Genomic DNA, 17,549 nt, shown 5'->3' with positions numbered 1-17,549 from the left:
ATGAGCGTTCGATCAACGCCTTCGAGGACGTCATGACGCAACCGCCCATCAGCCGCTATCCCGTTCCCGATCCGCAAGACTGGCCCGACGATATCCGCGCGCGCATTCTCGAGGTGCAGGAAAAGGCGGGCTTCGTGCCGAACGTGTTTCTCACGCTGGCGCATCGGCCCGACGAGTTTCGCGCATTCTTCGCCTATCACGATGCGCTGATGCTGAAGGACGGCGGCCTCTCCAAAGGGGAGCGCGAGATGATCGTCGTCGCGACGAGCGCGGTGAACGATTGTCTCTATTGCGTCGTCGCGCACGGCGCCATTTTGCGGATCTACGAAAAGCATGCGCTGGTCGCGGATCAGGTGGCGGTGAATCATCGCAAGGCGGATATCACGCCGCGTCAGAAGGCCATGCTCGACTTCGCGCTGAAGGTATGCCGCGACTCGGGCGCCGTGAACGACGACGATTTCGCCGCGTTGCATGCGCATGGTTTCAGCGATGAAGACGTGTGGGATATCGCGGCGATCACGGCGTTCTTCGGGCTCTCGAACCGCATGGCGAATGTGATCTCGATGCGGCCGAACGACGAGTTCTTCCTGATGGGGCGCGTGCCGAAGGCGCGGTAATACGCGTCGGCAACAGGCGCAGGACGGAGCTGCAAAAGCGCCGCCTCGCGCTCAATCGCCCATGCTTACGGCGACGCTTGGTCCTGCGGCGAAGCCGACAAAACCTCAGAAGCTGCGATGCCCGGCATCATATGCTGCAGCGAATTTCCCGACAGGCCGATCTCGCCAAGCAAGGAGTCGATCAGCGGCGCATGCGCGCGATATGCCAGCGCCGCCGACACCGCTTGCTCCGCCAGATTCGTACCTCCGCTCACTGTGCTTTCGCTGGTCGCGGAACCATTCGTACGATTCAAACCGTCCACCTGAATGATCTTGATACCGTCGATTGCCTTCATCGGCTCAACAGTTTGCGCGATGATCGACGGCAAGGATTCCAGGAGCGCGAGCCTGAACTTCAGGCTCGTCTGGTCCGATGACAATGCGTTGATCGCATCGTTGAGCGCGCGCTGCGCTTCAGCCTCCGCAAGTCCTTTCTTGCGGGCGGCTTCGGCGAGTTCGACCATCGCCGCGGCCTTCATCTGTGCTGCTTCCCGTTCGGCGCGTGCGTTCGTGGTGATGTGCACGGCATTGGTTTCGGCTTCCTGGGCGGCTTCGATGAGCGCAACCTGTTTCGCGCGGTCCGCTTCCGCCGTCTTCCGTGTCGTCTCGACCAGTTGTTCCGACTTGACCGCCTCCGCGAGAGATTCGTTGGCCCGCGCCTCCGCCTGCGATTGCGCCTCGGACTTTTGCGCGATGACGATAGCCTTCTCCTGCTGCGCGATCTCCGTCACCTTGGACTGATCGATCTCCTTCACGCGAACCTCGCGTTCTGCCTCGACCTTGCGCGTGCGCACGGCCTGCTCGCGCTCGATCTCCGATTCCTGCACCTGACGCTCGGCCACGATCCGGCTTTGCTCGGCTTCCTGACGCCGCTGCGCTTCAAATGTCGCGATGCGCGAGTTTTGCTCAGCGGTGCGAGTCTTCACCTGTTGCTCCTGTTCGAGCGTCAGAAACGCTTCCTGTTGCTCGATTTCAAGCTTCTTAGCGAGCGCATCGCGATTCTTTTCTCTGACCGACACCTCGGTATCCTGCTCCACCTCGTTGCGCTCCTTACGGCGACGCTCGGTTTCCTGAGTAAGTTTCGTCAGACCCTCGGCGTCGAACGCATTGTTCGGATCGAAGTAATCTCTCGACGTCTGGTTGAAGTTCGTGAGTGACACACTTTCCAGTTCAAGACCGTTCTTGGTCAAATCTTCGGCAACCGTGTTCTGCACGCCTTGCACGAACTTCTCGCGCGCATCCTGCAAGTCCTGCATCGTCATCTGTGCCGCGGTGGATCGCAATGCATCGACGAATTTATCGTCTACGAGCGCCCTGAGATTTTCCGGCGCAAGCGTTCGCTGACCCAACGTCTGCGCGGCCGTCGAAACCCCTTCGGCCGTTGGCTTGACACGAACAAAGAATGCGACCACCACATCCACTCGCATGCGGTCCTTGGTGATCAGGCTATCTTTCGTCGCACGACTGACTTCGAGCTTGAGGGTGTTCATGTTGATCGGAATAACTTCATGAAACACCGGCAGCACGACGGCGCCACCGCTCATGATGACTTTCTGGCCGCCCAAACCGGTGCGCACGAAAGCCCTTTCCGCCGATGCGCGTACATAAAGCCGCGCGAAGATCATGCCGATTACGCATAAACCGACGACGACCGCAAAGCCGGATGCGCCCCAAAAAATCAGTGTGTCCATTCCAATGCCTCATGCTTCATGCTTCAATTGAAACGATGACCGCGTCCCGACGTGTATCGGCGTGCGGCACCCATTTTCTCGCATTGGCGCGGTCAAAGCGCCACTGCGAAATACAACGACTCCGAGATCTGCTCGACAAGCACGACCTTCATGCCTTTTGCCAGAGACATGCCTTCGTTTCTCGGCTCTACGCGGACATAGTGCGGCTGGCCATATCGATCGACGAGACGGGCTTGCGTCGGCATGCCTTTGGATGCGATACCTGTGACGATCTGCGCCACCGAGCCGACGAATTCAGCCTCCGACAGCGCGCTCGATTGAACCGCAGGCACGTATTTGCCGATGAGCCCGCCAAAATGACGGGTGATAATCAACGCGCCCGGCATTGCGATTACGGCAGCGACCGACGGCGATAGCATGACGCCGAAGCATGCATGCACCACGTATTGCAGCGATAGCCCGCCAACGGAAAAGCCCAGCAAGATAAGAGTGAGCACGACGAGCATGGGCACGCGGCCTACATGCAACCATGCCAGGCATTGGCCAACAGCGCCGATATCAGCGTCGCTATCGGCATGATCGAGTCCGAAGTGCCCGACCAGCAATCCACCCGCACGTTCCGTCAAGCTGAATCCGATCAGCAGTGCAGCAAGTTCGACTATGCCGAGAGCCACCATCATCGCGATTGCGACGATAAATGGAGCCGTTCCGGGAAGGGGAAGAGAATTCATCATTGGCCGGGTCACATGGCTTTGTTGAGAAGGCACGAAACCCAAATTCGAGAGGCGTTCGGTAACGATAACTGGCTAAATACCTGTCGGTATATTAACGAACCCTCAAGGCTTCAGACGTGCGCTTCATTGTCAAATTGCATTACCTCCATCCTCTGATGCAGACGCCATGTGGCCTGAGCGGACTCCAATCTATCGTTCACGCTAAAATGCCATTGCTTTAATGGTCGATTCAAGCAAGACGCACAATACGCGCATAACCCTGAAACTCAAGTTCGCGACCCATGCGCCTTCCCCCGCTGAAATCCATCATCGCGTTCGAAAGCGTCGCGCGCACCAAGAGCGTCAATCGCGCCGCCGACGAACTCGGCCTCACGCCTTCCGCGGTCAGTCATCAACTGGCGAATCTGGAAAGCATCGTGGGGCGCCCGCTGTTCACGCGGCTCGGCCGCGGCCTGGTCCTCACGCCGACCGGCACGCAATATCTCTCCGATGTCACCGGCGCGCTCGCCGAACTGAATCGCGCGACCGAGCGCGCATCGAGCGAAACGTCGATCGAGATTCTGCGGATTCATTCGAGCCCGAGCTTCGGCCTCATGTGGCTGCTGCCGCGTCTCGCCGCGTTTCAGGAAGCGAACGGCGACATTCAGATGAACCTCGCCTGCTCGTATGAAGACGTGTCGTTCACCTCGGGCTATTACGACATCGACGTGCGTCACGGCTATGCGCACTGGACCGATGTCGAAGTCAAGACGCTGCGCCACGAGACCATTGCGCCGCTTGCCTCGCGCGCGTATCTGGAGCGGTGTCCCGTGTCCGCGCCGGAGGATCTTCTCGAACGCCGCCTGATCTTTTCCGAATCGCCGCTCGTTCAATGGCAGCAATGGTTCGGCAAATTCGGCGTGGCCGTGAAGCGCAAGGCATTCGACTTTGCATTCGACCGCTCGTACATGTCGCTCGAAGCGGCGGCGCTCGGTCACGGCATCGCGCTCGAAAGCACGATGCTGGCCTCGGTGCATCTGGAGCGCGGTTCGCTGGTGCCGGTATTCGGCAAGGACTACGCGGTCGAAGTCGGCGCGCATCATCTGGTTTACCCGAGCCAGAACGCGGGACTGCCGCGCGTGGCGAAGTTTCTCGCGTGGATGGACCGGCAAATCGACCGTCGCGCCGATACCTGAAAATTTCTCAGCAATAGTTGAACCAAACTGCGTTGATCGTCAGGTCAAAGGCGAAGACACTGCCACTACACCAGACACCAACGGAGACAACGATGTTGCTCGAGAATCAGGTAGTGATCGTCACGGGCGCGGCGTCGGCGCGCGGCATCGGCAAGGCAACGGCAAAAGCGCTTGCCGCCCAGGGTGCACGCATCGTCGTGCTGGATCTGAAGGGAGAGGACGCGCAAGCCGCCGCGAACGATCTGGGCGAAGGCCATCTCGGTCTAGCCTGCGACGTGACCGATAAAGCCGCATGCGTCGCCGCCGCGCATGCGACGATCGAACAGTACGGGCGCATCGATGCGCTCATCAACAATGCGGGCATCACGCAGCCCATCAAGACGCTGGAAATCGGCGCGGATAACTTCGATGCCGTCATCGGCGTGAATCTGCTCGGCACGCTATACATGTCGCAAGCGGTCATTCCGCAGATGAAAAAGCAGAAGCGCGGCAGCATCGTGTGCATGTCGTCGGTGTCGGCGCAGCGCGGCGGCGGGATTTTCGGCGGGCCGCATTACAGCGCGGCCAAGGCCGGCGTGCTCGGTCTCGCCAAAGCCATGGCGCGTGAATTCGGCGGCGACGGCATCCGCGTCAATTCCATCACGCCGGGCCTGATTCAAACCGATATCACCGGCGACAAGCTCACGCCCGAGATGCGCGCGGACATCATCAAGGGCATTCCGCTCGCCCGGCTCGGCGATGCCGCGGATATCGCCAATGCATGCCTCTTCCTTTCGAGCGAGCTGTCGTCGTATCTCACCGGCGTCACGCTCGACGTCAACGGCGGCATGTTGATTCACTGATCGCAGCACAGAGGCGCACTCGGAAAACCGGGGCGCCGCACCATCGACATGGCAGGAGACAAGCAACCATGAAATCCAAGTTGGCCGCATCGACGGCAACGGCCGAGTTCGCCTCGTCCGCGGAAGCTACGAGCTTCGAATCGAAGACCTATGCCAAGGTCGGACGCCGGCTCATTCCCTTTCTGATGCTGTGCTATCTCGGCGCGTATCTCGACCGCGTGAATGTCGGCTTCGCCAAGTTGCAGATGCTCAACGATCTGCGCTTCTCCGAAACCGTCTACGGCATCGGCGCGGGCATCTTCTTTCTCGGCTACTTCCTGTTCGAAGTGCCCAGCAACGTGATCCTGCATAAAGTGGGCGCGCGCAACTGGCTCGCGCGCATCATGCTCACGTGGGCCGTGATCTCGGCGAGCTTCGTGTTCGTCAAGTCGCCCACGATGTTCTATGTGCTGCGCTTTCTGCTCGGCGTCGCCGAAGCGGGCTTCGCGCCCGGCGTGATTCTCTATCTCACGTACTGGTTTCCCGCCGCGCGCCGCGCCAAAGCGCTTTCGCTCTTCTTCATGGCGATTCCGCTCGCGGGCATCGTCGGCGGGCCGCTTTCCGGCTACATCATGCATGCGTTCCAGAACGTGCACGGGCTCGCCGGATGGAAGTGGCTCTTCATGCTCGAAGCCTTGCCCTCGCTCTTTCTCGGCGTCGCGATCCTGTTCTATCTCGACAATGGCATCGCGGGTGCGAAGTGGCTCACCGATGCGGAAAAGGCGCTGCTCGCTCGCAACGTCGAGAAGGACAACGCGCAGACAGTCGAACACGTATCGATCCGTTCATTCATCGGCGATCGTCGTCTGTGGCTGATGGCCGCGATCTACTTCTGCGTCGTGCTGGGTCAATATGGCCTGACCTTCTGGCTGCCGACGATCATCCGCCGCACCGGCGTAGCGGACCCGCTGTGGGTCGGCATCCTCACGGCGATTCCGTATCTCTGCGCCATCGTGGCGCTGCCGCTGATCGGCGCAAGCGCGGACAAGCGCCGCGAACGCCGCCTGCATCTCGCGATTCCGATGCTCATCTCCGCAGCCGGCTTCGCCACCTTGCCGATGCTCGGCAGCGTGGGCGCCTCGATTGTCTGCGTGAGCGTCGCGGCGGCCGGCATTCTCGCGTCGTCGTCGCAATTCTGGTCGTTGCCTACCGCGGTGCTCGGCGGGATGTCGGCGGCGGCGGGCATCGCGGCGGTGAACTGCTTCGCCAATCTCGCGGGCTTCTTCTCGCCGGCGATCGTCGGCTGGCTCAATGACTTCACGGGCAAATCGACTGCGGGTCTGATCTTCATCTCGCTGGCCGTCGTGCTGGGTGCGGCCCTCGTGTTCTTCGTACCGGCCAAGACGGTCAATCGCTGAATCCAATCCCCTACTCAAGGAGACAACACATGAGTACTCCCGTCATCGAGGAGGTGACGCTCGCCGAGCGCGCCTACCGCATCCGCCGCAACGCGCTTCTGATGGGCGAAGTGCAAGGCCAGGGTTATATCGGCCAGGCGCTCGATATCGCCGACGTGCTGGCCGTCGCGTACTTCGGCGCGATGAACTACCGCCCCGACGATCCCGAATGGGAAGAACGCGACCGCTTCCTGCTCTCGAACGGTCACTACGCCATTGCGCTGTACGCCGCGCTCTTCGAAGCCGGCATCCTGCCGCAGGAAGAACTCGAAACCTACGGCAGCGACGACAGCCGCCTGCCGATGTCCGGCATGGCGAGCTACACGCCCGGCATGGAAATGTCCGGCGGCTCGCTGGGGCAAGGTCTCACGATCGCGGTCGGGCGCTGCCTCGGCCTCAAGCGCAAGGGTTCGAAGTCCTTCGTCTACACGCTCTTCTCCGATGGCGAGCTCGACGAAGGCGCGATCTGGGAAGGCCTCATGTCGGCGGCGCACTGGAAGCTCGATAACCTCGTCGCGATGATCGACGTGAACAATCAGCAAGCCGACGGCCCTTCCACGCAGATCATGGCGTTCGAGCCGCTCGTCGAGAAACTCGAAGCGTTCGGCTGGTACACGCAGCGCGTGAACGGCAACGATATCGACGCCGTGAAGCAGGCCTTCGACAACGCGCGCAATCTGAAGGAAGCGAAGCCGCGCATCATCGTGTGCGATACGAAGATGGGCTGCGGCGTGCCCTTCCTCGAACAACGCGAGAAAAACCATTTCATCCGCGTCGATGCCCACGAATGGCAACTGGCGCTCGAAGCACTCGAAGCAGGGAGATAAGCATGAGCACGCGCCTCAAGACATCGGCGATGATCGCATCGATCGCAAGCGAAGGACAGGTCACGCGTTCCGCGCCGTTCGGCCATGCGCTGGTCGAGCTTGCGCGCACGAAGCACAACGTCATCGGCATGACGGCCGATCTCGGCAAGTACACGGACCTGCATATCTTCGCGAAGGAATTTCCCGAGCGTTACTATCAGATGGGCATGGCCGAGCAATTGCTGATGGGCGCGGCCGCGGGCTTCGCGCATGAAGGCGCGCAACCGTTCGTCACGACCTATGCGGTGTTCGCGACGCGACGCGCGTATGACTTCATCCATCAGACGATCGCCGAAGACAATCTCGATGTGAAGATCGTCGCGGCGTTGCCGGGTCTCACGACGGGTTATGGCCCGAGCCATCAGGCTGCGGAAGACCTCGCGTTGATGCGCGCGATGCCGAACATGACGGTGATCGATCCGTGTGATGCGCTCGATATCGAGCAGATGGTGCCCGCGATTGCCGCGCATAAGGGCCCGGTGTATGCGCGTCTGTTGCGCGGCAACGTGCCCGCCGTGCTCGATGAATACGACTACCAGTTCGAACTCGGCCGGGCAAAGCTGCTGCGCGACGGCCGCGACGTGCTCATCATTTCATCCGGAATCCTGACGATGCGCGCGCTCGAAACCGCCAAGGCGCTGCAGGCCGACAACGTCGATGTCGCCGTGCTGCACGCACCGACGATCAAGCCGCTCGATACCGAGACGATTATTCGCGAGGCGAAGCGTTCGGGCCGTCTCGTCGTGGTGGCGGAAAATCATACGACGATCGGCGGGCTGGGCGAAGCCGTCGCGACCGCGCTGCTGACGGCGGGCGTCACGCCAACGTATCGTCAGATTGCATTGCCGGATGCGTTCCTCGATGCGGGCGCCCTGCCCACCTTGCACGATCGCTATGGCATTTCGACGAACGTGATGGCGAGCACGATCAAAGGCTGGCTGGCGTAATAACGCCACTGCGCCGTTGCGCCGCGCGATGGCACGCATCGCGCGGCGCGTTTTATTTCTTTCTGCGTCCGCCCTTCTTCGCGTTCGACGCCTCTTTCGATACGGTCGTGACGAGACCGTTCATCGCTTCCATCCATGAAAGCGCATCGATGTACGAGAGGAATTGCTGAAGATACGCCGGCGATAGCTCGCGCATGAGCGAGAGCGAACGATGCACGAGACTGCTCGAATTGAGCGGACCCGCATTCTTCGGCACCTGCGCGAACGAATCGCGCCACTGCTTCTCCGCGCTGACCTTCGACCACACCGCGCGAAAGTAATCGAGCAATTCCGCATGCGCTGCCGGGTTCATCGCCGATTGCTTCGCGATGTCGTCGACGAGTGCGGCAAGCGGACTGCGCGGCACATCGTCGGTCGCTATCGGCGCGTTCATCGCATCGACATCGCGCCGGTACGCATCGAGCAATTGCGCGATCCGTTCGTCGATCATGCGACGCGCTTCGCCTTCATGCGCCGCCGCGCGCCGGTCCAAGGCATCGATGAGATGAAAGCGCACGGGATTCGCGCGATCGTCGCCGTTCGCGCGCCACGCGTCGAGCATCGCGCGCGCGGATGCCGCGTTATTCATGAGCCTTCGCGACGCCGTTCGTCGGCCGCGGCACCGCCGAAATCTCGACGCGCCGGTTCTTCGCGCGCCCGTCTTCGTCCGCGTTGGAACTCACGGGCTGCTCGGAGCCGAAGGCCGCCGCGAACACCGAAGGCGACGGCACGCCCGCATCGATCAGCGCGCGCGTCACCGTCAACGCGCGTTTCGCGGAGAGTTCCCAGTTGTCCGCGAAGCGGCGATTGTTTTCGTGGACCTGCTGATCGTCCGCGAAGCCGCTCACCATGAGAATCTCTTCATGCGCGCGAAGATACGTGGACAGCGGCCCGGCCAGGCTCTTCAGCACGTCGCGGCCCTGCGGCTGCAACTGATCGGAATTGAGCGCGAAGAGCACGTTGCCGCTGATGCCGATGCGCCCGTTCACGAGCGTCACGCGTCCCGATGCAAGCGGTCCCGCAAGCGCCTGTTCGAGCGTCTGGCGGCGCTGCGTTTCTTCCTGCCGATGCTTCACTTCTTCGTCGAGCTTGGTCTCGAGCTGCAACTGCACGCCGATGACACCGACGAGGATCAGCACGAACGCGCCCAGCAGCACCGACATCAGATCGGCGAATGCGGCCCAGATCGGTGCGGCGTATTCGGTGCCGCCGTCGATGTCCTCGTTCATGCCGCCCGCGCTCCGGCCACGCGCTGACCCGCGAGATGCTGCAAGTCCTCGACGATCTGCTTCTGCGACAGCATGCTCAGATCGATGACTTCCTTCGCCTGCGCGACGTAATACGCGAGTTGCTCATCGCTGCGTGCGAGCGATTTGCCGAGCGCGCTTTCGATGCGCTCCAGATGCGCGACAAGCTTGTCGTTCGATTCGCCGAAGGCCTGCACCGCCGCGCCAAACGCATCCGACAGGCTCGCCGTTTCGACCGCGCTCGCCGTCACTTGCGCGGCCATCGCGTTGAGCTTGCCGGCTTCGGATTCAACCGTGCCAGTGAACTGCGTGCCGACACGTTCCAGCACGGTCGAGGAAGATTCGACCAGTGCGTCGATGGCGGCGCGCTGCTCGTTCGATGCGTGATTCACGGCATCGAGCAGGGTTTCGACCGTCGCCAGCAGACGACTGCGTTCTTCGAGCATCGCGGTATCGCGCACCATCGAATCGGAGAGCTTCTGACGCATTTCGGCGACGACTTCGGCCGCCGCTTTCGGCGCCTCCGACGCAGCCTGCACGAGACGCCCGATCTCCGCCATGGTCGCGCTCGCGTGCGCCTGCGATTGCGCGGACATGTCGCGCGCGGTTTGCGCGAGCGCGTCGCAGATCTCTTTCTGACGATCCGCCGTCGCCGCGCTCGCTGCCTGCCACTGCTCGCGCAGCGACGCGGCCATCGTGTCGAGCGTGCCGCTCCATGCATCGAGACGCGCTTCGCTGCGCTGATCGACCGATTGCACGAGCGATGCCCCGTGTTCTTCGAAGCTCGCCACCGCCGCCGTCAGTGCGCCTTGATTCTGCGCGGCCGCCTGCTCGCTTGCGCGCACGTGCTGGGCGAGCGCGTCGGTCCAGGCGTGCGACATGCTGCCCGTCGCCGCTTCGAGACGGGTCGACACGCCATCGATCAGGCCGGAAGAACGCGCATCGAACGTCTGCGCGAAGCGATCCAGCGACGCCTCCATGCGCACGACGAGCGCATCGTTCGATTGGCCGTGTTTCGCAACCGACGACTCCAGCCCGCTCGACACGCGTTCCATCTGCGCGGACACGCCATCGACGAGACTCGCCGCACGCTGATCGAAGGCCTGCGCGAAGCGATCGAGCGATGCGCCCATCTCGCCGGCAAGCGCCGCGTTCGACTGCGCATGCTGTGCGACCGATGCGTTCCAGATCTCCGCGACCTTCGCCGACGACGCCTCGAATCCGCTCGACAGCCCTTCGAGTTGTTGCGTGACCGCCTGTTCGACGTTGCCGTGCAATGCGCTGACTTCGCGCGCGATGCCGTCCATCGTCGTCTGCATGATGGGCTGGAGCGCGGCGCTGGCGGCGCGTGCGCTGTCCGCCACGCTCTGCTTCAGGGACAACTCGACCGAGGTCGCGAGCCGCCGGTAAGCCGTCTCCGTCTTCGCGTGGAACGCATCCTGATTCGCGAGTTGCCGCTCGTTCGCGGCAAGGCTTTGCTGCTCGATTGCGAGCGTCATCGACTGAAGGCGATCGACGAGCTTGGGCATCAGTTCCGTCTGGAGCCGAAGCATTTTGAACGTCTCTTCGCGCTGATGCGCCTGCGTGAAGACCCGCAGCGTGCCCGCGATTTTCGCGTCGAGTTGCTGCGTCGCATACAGACGGTCGCGCCGGCACAAGGTGGACAAGAGGCCGAGCATCGCGGAGCCCGCAACGCCCGCGATCGACGTGCCGAACGCGAAGCCGAGACCCGTGACCGGCGCGGCGAGCGATGCGCGGATCGCCGTGAGGTCCGATGCGCTCTGCAACGCGGTGCCCGTGCCGCGCAAGGTCGCGACCATGCCGAGCAGCGTGCCGAGCATGCCCAGCAACACCAGCAGGCCGACGAGATACGGCGCGAGCGCCGGACCGGGCAAGGCCGCGCGTTCGCCTTCGATTCGCAGGCGCACCGCATTGCGCAGGCTCGGATGCAGCGTATCGAGCCACACGGCGAGGCTGCGCGGCGCGCTCGCGAGTTGCGCGATGGCCTGCTCCAGCGTGCCGGTGATCTGCTGAAAGCGGCGCAGTTCGGCCGCGCCCGCGAGATAGCATGCGGCGATCACGACGCTGACGGCGAACGCGAGCGCATTCGAGCCGATATAAGCGATACCGATGCCGCAGATCGCGGCGAGACCAATCGAGAAGACGGCGATGTTCAATAGATTCCGGGGCATAGCGAGCCAGTTAGCGGGTGCGAAGAGCCGCGAGCAAGCCTTCGATCGGTTGAAAACGAACATCCAGTTCGGCGAGCACGACGCTTTGCAGATCCTTGCGGAACACGGCGAGCCACGCGCCGGGCGCGGATGTCTCCGCTGAAGCGTGCGCGTGCTTCAGGCGCTCGAAATGCTTGCCGAGCAGCGCGGGCACGTTCGCGAGCAGAGCACGCTCGCGCGCGCTCAGTGCCTGTTCCATCACGGCATCGACGACCGCGAGGCGCGCCATGTCCGGCGAACTCGACGCGAGCATCGATCTGAGACGCGTGCGCAGCGCACCGATATCGGTGTCCATGGCTTGCTGCAGGGACACATAGCGCTGACGGAAGTCCGCGAAATCGGCTTCAGGCTGATCCGCTGCCGGCTGCACGGCGGCGCGATGCCTGCGGCGCGCCGCCGCATCCTCGCGCGCGAGCGCGCCGGCGAGCGATGTCCGCACGCGCGCGCACTCGTCTTCCACGTTGCGCGCGGCGGATCGCGCGCCGGAGACGGCGGGCGGATCGGTTGCGAGCGCGGTCGAGAGCGCGATCGCATCGGTCCAGCCGAGCCATTGGCTCAGACGGTCCGACAGCGATTGAGCGGGTTCTTGTACGTCGAGATCGGCAAAATGTGCCAGCAGGCGAACGAGCGCCGGGCCGCTGAATGCCGTGCGCTTCGAGCCTTGCACAGGTTCCCCGGGGGCAAAAGCTCGCTATTTTACCTGCGCGGGCGAGGTCGATGCCCCGTTTCGTTTCGATAGCCCTTCAAGGCGCCTTCGCGGGCATGAACGCGAACGCGGGCGTGGCGACGAAATTGCCCGCTGTTTCGCCGGAAAAAACCTGCCCCGCGTCGATCGTGAGCTTCATCACCGGCGCGCCCGGATTCAGGTTGAGCTTCTTGAGCGACACCCAGAACGTATCGGGCCGCGTCGCCGAATCGAAGTAATAGATCATGTTCTGCTGATCCGAGACGGTGCGCCATATCGTCGATGAAAGATTCGGCTGCTCCGGCGTGCTGATGCCGAGCGGCACGCTCACCGACCGCATCACGCTCATCACGCTCGCCACGGCCTGAAACGAATACGAGCCCTGCGGCACGCCCGCCATGTAGTTCGGATCGGCCTGCTTCGGAATCGCGTCGAGCAGAAAGGACGCGCGCACGAAGCGGTCCGCCGCGCGATTCGTGCCCGGCAGAAAGCCCAGGCCGCCGACGCTTTTCCAGTACGTATCGATTGCGAGTTGCTCGTCGTAGATGGGCGAGTTCGTCATGACCTTGTACTTCTTGCCCTGATGGATGATCAGCTTGCCGTTGATGTATTCGAAGATCGCGGAATCGCCGCGCGCATCCGACAAGGAAAGATGAATGGTCAGCGGCTTGCCGTTGGGCAGCGGCGGCGCGATGATCTGGAACGGCTCGCGCGACATCACGTAGACCGCTTGCCCGACGGTCGCGAAGTTATCGAGCGCGTATTGCGCCCACAGGCTGATCGACATCGGATCGCGCTTGGGATCGGGCTTGCCGTAGTCGGTCTCCGCGAGATAAAGCGCATTGGCGACGAGCCCGCGTTCGTTCATGCCGTCTACCGTGCCGATCTCATAGCCCGATACCACGACACTGCCGTATTTCGATTTCCACTTGATCGAGCGCGGGCCCGCGTTGCCGTCGCGATCGATCCCCGCGGGCATCACCCAGAGATTCGAGCGCATGTCTTCGGACCAGTCCATCGTGCGGCCCGTGATCACGAGACCCTTGTCGCCGACGTACAGCGCGCGCGTGCAGGCGAGCGCGAGCGACGTCGAGAGCAGTGCGAGGGCGACGATGCATGCGAGCTTTCGAGCCAGGCGGGTCATGTCATGGTTCCTCATCGTGTGTCGCGACGCCTTCGTGTTTTCGTGTCTCCGGACACGAAGGCCCCCTCATCAATAGGGCAATGCCGCGGCTTTGTAAAGGCGCGCGGCGCGTCTAATGCAGGGCTTTATTTCCAATCGCCGATGTGAGAGGGAGCGCGCGCCGTGTCAGGAAGGAAAGCCCAGCACGGTCGCCTTGGCGCGCAGATCGGTGAAGCGCCCGCCCGGCGTCGGCGTTTGCGACGCGCCTTCGGCAGCCTTCGCGGTCCGCGATTTGTCGATGGCGTCGAGGCCCGTTCCGACCGACGGCGTGTTCGAGCATTCGAGACCGAACGGCCCCGGCGGCACCGTGAGCGCGGGCGCATCGGCGCGCGGCGCATCGCTCAGATCGAGCGCATAGGCCATGTTGAACGTGGTCGGATCGCTTGCCCGCACGCCCAGCGGATCGAGCCCGAAGCGCCATGCGAGCAGTTGATGGATCGAGCTCGGATCGAACGGATAGCGCGCCACGTTGTTCGCCCGCACGCGCGGGCCGAGCAGCATGCAGGGCACACGAAAGCCGAGACGCCCGTCGTTGCCGAGCTTCTGTTCCGCCGCCAAAAGCGACTTGACCGGCGGCGCGACGTGCTCGAAGAAGCCGCCCCATTCGTCGTAGACCACGATCAAGAGCGTCGTGCTCCAGTTCGGACTCGTGCGCAGCGCTTCGTAGATCTGCCCGAGCAGCGCCTGGCCGTTGCGCACGTCGGCATGCGGATGATCGTCGTTGGACGTGCCGTTCGCTTCGCCGCCAAAACTCGGATCGACCATGCAGAAGGACGGCAGATTGCCGCCGGCCGCATCGGAAAGAAAATCGGAAAAGAGCTTCGAGCGGCCCACATAACGCGTGCCGTAAAGCGCGGTGAACGGCACGTCGTGAAAGTAGTACTTCGACGAGATGTTCTTCGCATCGAGCCGGTCCCAGATCGTCGAGAGCGACGAGGTATCGATCGTGTCGCTCAGGCGGTCCGTCTCGCCGCTATGCAGATAGATGCGGTTCGGAAACGTGTCCGCGAGAATCCCGCTCATGTAGTAGTCGCAGACGGTGTATTGCGCGACCGCCTGCCGATAGAACTCGAGATCGCTGCCCGTGAAATAGCCGATAGGCAAGAGGTCGCCGCGCGTCTTGTTCGTGTCGGGTGTCAGCAGAAAGCCGTTCATCGCGCCATTCGCGAGATGCGCGCGGCCCGCGTCGTATTGATGATCGGGGTCCGCGAACTGACAGCCCTGAAAGCCGTAGGCGGCGTTGGCCGAAAGCGCGAAGGTCGGATGCGTCTCGCCGAAGGCATCGGTGTACTGCCGGCCCGTCTGTCCGCCTTCCGCGCCCCGCACCCAGCCGAGCATGTGATCGAACGAGCGGTTTTCCATCGTCACGAGCACGATGTGGTCGATGCCCGAGGTCGCCGGCGCGGGCAACGCGGGGCGCGGCAGGTTCGCGCGATCGGGCGGAATATTGCCGATGGGGCTCGTCGGCGTGACGGTGCCGGAGTCGTCGTCGCTGCCGCCGCCGCACGCGGACAGCATGGCCGTGCTGGCGAGCGCGGCGAGAAGACGCCGGCGCACCGCATCGGGTTCGTTCGAGGAATGTCGGGCCATGCCGGCGCTCCGTGTGAGTGTTGTTGTCGAACGCCGTTCGTCGGCCAACGGTTGCGCTTCGGAACGCGAAGGCGAACGGCTTGGGGGTGCCGGGACGTAGCACATCGCGTTCCCGGCCCCGCATTCCGTTTGTTTCTCACACAGCGGCGGCGCTATTCATCCGTCACGACCGAACTGCTGGCGCCATCGGCGACGGACGACGCGAGCGCATAAGCGTTCACGCCTTCGATACAGCCGAGGTTCACGCGCCACTCCTGCGGATTCGAGCGCGTCTGGTGGAACGTGTAAATTCCACAGTGCTTGCAGAAGAAATGTTTCGCCACGCGGGTGTTGAACTGATAGAGCACGAGCGCGTCCTCGCCCGACAGAATGCGCAGCCTGTCTCGCGTGAACGGCGGCGACATCACCGCGCCGCGCCGCCGGCACAAGCTGCAATTGCAGCGCTTCGCGGGTTCGGCCGGCGTATCGGCTTCGAACGTGACTGTGCCGCAATGGCACGCGCCTTTCAGGGTCGTCGGGTTCATCGTGGCTTTGTCTCCCTCCTGATTGTGTTCAGCCCGCGTCCTCCACGTACTGCGCGACGCCGCGGCCGAACGACCCGTCTTCTCGTCGATTCGGCGCCAGTGCGATCATCACGTCGTCGGGTCGCAGGCCGGGCGATGTCTCGAGCTTCGCGACCAGCGTCTTGTAGAACGCCTTCTTGGTCGCGAGGTCGCGCCAGTCGCTCGCGGTGATGTGGATGAACACGAGATCGTCGCTTCGTTCCACGCCGAGATAGGTTGGATCGTAGATGAAATCGTCGCGCTCGCGCTGTTCGATCAACTGGAAACGATCGTCGGCGGGGACTTTGAACGCTTCGACGAGCGCCTCGTGAACGCTGTTGGAAATGGCGCGGATATGATCGCGCGGCTTGCCTTTGATGAGCGAGATTCTGACGAGCGGCATGATGCGTTCCTTCCAGAATGAAGTTCAGGTCAGGCCACTTTACGCCGCGCCGCCCCTTCCGAATATTTGAAAGTTCGGCACGAACGATTCCAGAAAATCGAACCGTTGCGGCGTCAACGCGCGCGCAAGGCGTCGACGATATTCATCCGCGAAGCCCGCAGCGCCGGCAGAAAGCCGCCGACCAGGCCCATGACGAGCGAAAAGGCGAGCGTCCGTGCGATCACCGAAGGCGTCAGAATAAATCGGAACGAGAGATCCGCGAAGGTCTGAAAATTGGTCGTGGAAAACGACGCGAACTGCATGAGCGCGGCGCACCCAAGCCCCGCGACGCCGCCGACGAGGCCGAGCAGCAACGCTTCGAGCAGAAACGCCCCGAGCACGTCGAAGCGCTTGAAGCCGAGCGCCCGCAAGGTCCCGATCTCCGCGACGCGATTCGCCACCGACGCGTACATCGTGATCATCGCGCCGATCATCGCCGCGATCGAGAAGATGGTCGAGAGCGTGATGCCGAGAATATTGATGAACGAGGACAGCGCCTTCGACTGATCGCCGTAAAAGACCTGTTCGCGCTTCGCCTCGTCGACGAGACGCGGGTCCACGTCGATATCGGCGCGAAAGCGCTCGAACGCGTCGCTGCGCGCAAGGCGCACGACCATCGACGAATAACTGGTGCGCCGGAACGATTGCATCAACTGATCGACATCGCCCCAGATCTCCGAATCGAAACCGCTGCCGCCCGCGTCGAAGTGGCCCACCACGGTCCAGTCGCGCTGCGCGAAACGCAGGTGATCGCCGATGCGCGTGCCGCCGAACCCTTTCGCGATACTGCTGCCGACGATGATCTCCGACGATCCGCTCCTGAACATGCGACCCGCCGTGAGTTGCACTTGCGGACGCAATTGCACGCCCATGGGCGAGACGCCGCGTATCACCACGTTCGCGGGCGTGTTCGTGCCGAGCTTGGTGAGCGAGATCAGCACGACGGTTTCCTTCGAGGCGAGCGGCGCGCCGTCGCCGTTCATCGCGACCGATGGATGCATCTCCATCACATTGGCCTGATTGCGGTCGATGGCGCTTTGAATCTCGGTTTCCGCGCCCTTGCGGATCACGACGACGTTATCGCGCTCGCCCGTCGAAACGAGCGTTTTCTTCAGACCCGCATCGAGCATCAGCACGGTCGCGAACACGAACACGACGAGCGCGAGCCCGCCCGCCGTGAGCATCGTCGTGAGGCGGCGCGCCCAGAGGTTGCGTGCGACGTAGGAAACGGGAATCGCCATCG

The 17,549-nt window shown here is 62.8% G+C and carries 17 protein-coding genes; 6 read left to right on the top strand and 11 right to left on the bottom strand.

Annotated features, from left to right (window positions below; genetic code table 11):
* Positions 1-32: 32 nt before the first annotated feature.
* Positions 33-617 carry a peroxidase-related enzyme gene (locus tag LY284_RS30815; protein WP_233389983.1) on the top strand — a complete coding sequence of 195 codons (585 nt, stop codon included), beginning with the start codon at positions 33-35 and terminating at the stop codon, positions 615-617.
* Between the two features lie 65 nt (positions 618-682).
* Here the strand turns inward: LY284_RS30815 and LY284_RS30810 are convergent, their stop codons facing one another.
* Positions 683-2,281, bottom strand: a complete 1,599-nt coding sequence (locus LY284_RS30810) for a flotillin family protein (RefSeq protein WP_233389981.1) — start codon at positions 2,279-2,281, stop codon at positions 683-685.
* A gap of 158 nt (positions 2,282-2,439) precedes the next feature.
* Complete coding sequence (locus tag LY284_RS30805; protein ID WP_233389978.1) at positions 2,440-3,081, bottom strand: OB-fold-containig protein; 642 nt, start codon at positions 3,079-3,081, stop codon at positions 2,440-2,442.
* 281 nt (positions 3,082-3,362) lie between these two features.
* Between LY284_RS30805 and LY284_RS30800 the strand changes: the two genes are divergently transcribed.
* The 5 genes from LY284_RS30800 to LY284_RS30780 all read left to right on the top strand — a co-directional run bounded on the left by LY284_RS30800 (position 3,363) and on the right by LY284_RS30780 (position 8,347).
* The gene (locus LY284_RS30800; protein ID WP_233389976.1) at positions 3,363-4,256 is read left to right on the top strand and encodes a LysR substrate-binding domain-containing protein; all 894 of its coding nucleotides are present in this window, start codon (positions 3,363-3,365) and stop codon (positions 4,254-4,256) included.
* A gap of 92 nt (positions 4,257-4,348) precedes the next feature.
* Positions 4,349-5,098 carry an SDR family NAD(P)-dependent oxidoreductase gene (locus tag LY284_RS30795; protein WP_233389974.1) on the top strand — a complete coding sequence of 250 codons (750 nt, stop codon included), beginning with the start codon at positions 4,349-4,351 and terminating at the stop codon, positions 5,096-5,098.
* Between the two features lie 68 nt (positions 5,099-5,166).
* Positions 5,167-6,495 carry an MFS transporter gene (locus LY284_RS30790; RefSeq protein ID WP_014252519.1) on the top strand — a complete coding sequence of 443 codons (1,329 nt, stop codon included), beginning with the start codon at positions 5,167-5,169 and terminating at the stop codon, positions 6,493-6,495.
* A gap of 29 nt (positions 6,496-6,524) precedes the next feature.
* Positions 6,525-7,361, top strand: coding sequence for a transketolase (locus LY284_RS30785; RefSeq protein WP_233389972.1), 837 nt, complete (start codon positions 6,525-6,527; stop codon positions 7,359-7,361).
* Positions 7,362-7,363: 2 nt separating this feature from the next.
* Complete coding sequence (locus LY284_RS30780) at positions 7,364-8,347, top strand: transketolase family protein (RefSeq protein ID WP_233389970.1); 984 nt, start codon at positions 7,364-7,366, stop codon at positions 8,345-8,347.
* A gap of 52 nt (positions 8,348-8,399) precedes the next feature.
* Here LY284_RS30780 and LY284_RS30775 read toward each other — a convergent pair whose 3' ends face one another.
* The 9 genes from LY284_RS30775 to LY284_RS30735 all read right to left on the bottom strand — a co-directional run bounded on the left by LY284_RS30775 (position 8,400) and on the right by LY284_RS30735 (position 17,547).
* Positions 8,400-8,975 (bottom strand): DUF2894 domain-containing protein, encoded by a 576-nt coding sequence (locus LY284_RS30775; protein ID WP_233389968.1) that lies wholly within the window; start codon positions 8,973-8,975, stop codon positions 8,400-8,402.
* Positions 8,968-9,615, bottom strand: a complete 648-nt coding sequence (locus tag LY284_RS30770) for an OmpA family protein (protein WP_077161016.1) — start codon at positions 9,613-9,615, stop codon at positions 8,968-8,970. The genes LY284_RS30775 and LY284_RS30770 overlap by 8 nt, the downstream gene beginning before the upstream one ends.
* Entirely contained in the window at positions 9,612-11,825 is a 2,214-nt protein-coding gene (locus tag LY284_RS30765; protein ID WP_233389966.1) for a DUF802 domain-containing protein, read from the bottom strand. Before LY284_RS30765 ends, LY284_RS30770 begins: the two co-directional genes overlap by 4 nt.
* A 10-nt stretch (positions 11,826-11,835) precedes the next feature.
* Positions 11,836-12,531: a DUF3348 domain-containing protein gene (locus tag LY284_RS30760; protein ID WP_233389964.1), complete on the bottom strand. Its 696-nt coding sequence runs from the start codon at positions 12,529-12,531 to the stop codon at positions 11,836-11,838.
* 76 nt (positions 12,532-12,607) lie between these two features.
* A complete protein-coding gene (locus LY284_RS30755) occupies positions 12,608-13,693 on the bottom strand; it encodes a linear amide C-N hydrolase (protein WP_041733432.1) in 1,086 nt (361 codons plus the stop codon).
* Between the two features lie 165 nt (positions 13,694-13,858).
* Positions 13,859-15,322 (bottom strand): alkaline phosphatase family protein, encoded by a 1,464-nt coding sequence (locus tag LY284_RS30750; protein WP_233389963.1) that lies wholly within the window; start codon positions 15,320-15,322, stop codon positions 13,859-13,861.
* A gap of 152 nt (positions 15,323-15,474) precedes the next feature.
* The gene (locus tag LY284_RS30745) at positions 15,475-15,846 is read right to left on the bottom strand and encodes a GFA family protein (protein ID WP_014252528.1); all 372 of its coding nucleotides are present in this window, start codon (positions 15,844-15,846) and stop codon (positions 15,475-15,477) included.
* 28 nt (positions 15,847-15,874) lie between these two features.
* On the bottom strand, positions 15,875-16,267 hold the full coding sequence (locus LY284_RS30740) for a tautomerase family protein (RefSeq protein ID WP_233389961.1): 393 nt from the start codon (positions 16,265-16,267) through the stop codon (positions 15,875-15,877).
* Between the two features lie 113 nt (positions 16,268-16,380).
* A complete protein-coding gene (locus LY284_RS30735) occupies positions 16,381-17,547 on the bottom strand; it encodes an ABC transporter permease (protein WP_233389959.1) in 1,167 nt (388 codons plus the stop codon).
* Positions 17,548-17,549: the final 2 nt, after the last annotated feature.

Source organism: Caballeronia sp. PC1 (genome assembly GCF_021353155.1).
Classification (GTDB): domain Bacteria; phylum Pseudomonadota; class Gammaproteobacteria; order Burkholderiales; family Burkholderiaceae; genus Caballeronia; species Caballeronia cordobensis.
The sequence above is the reverse complement of the archived record's forward strand: the minus strand, read 5'-3'. Positions and strand labels throughout refer to the sequence as shown.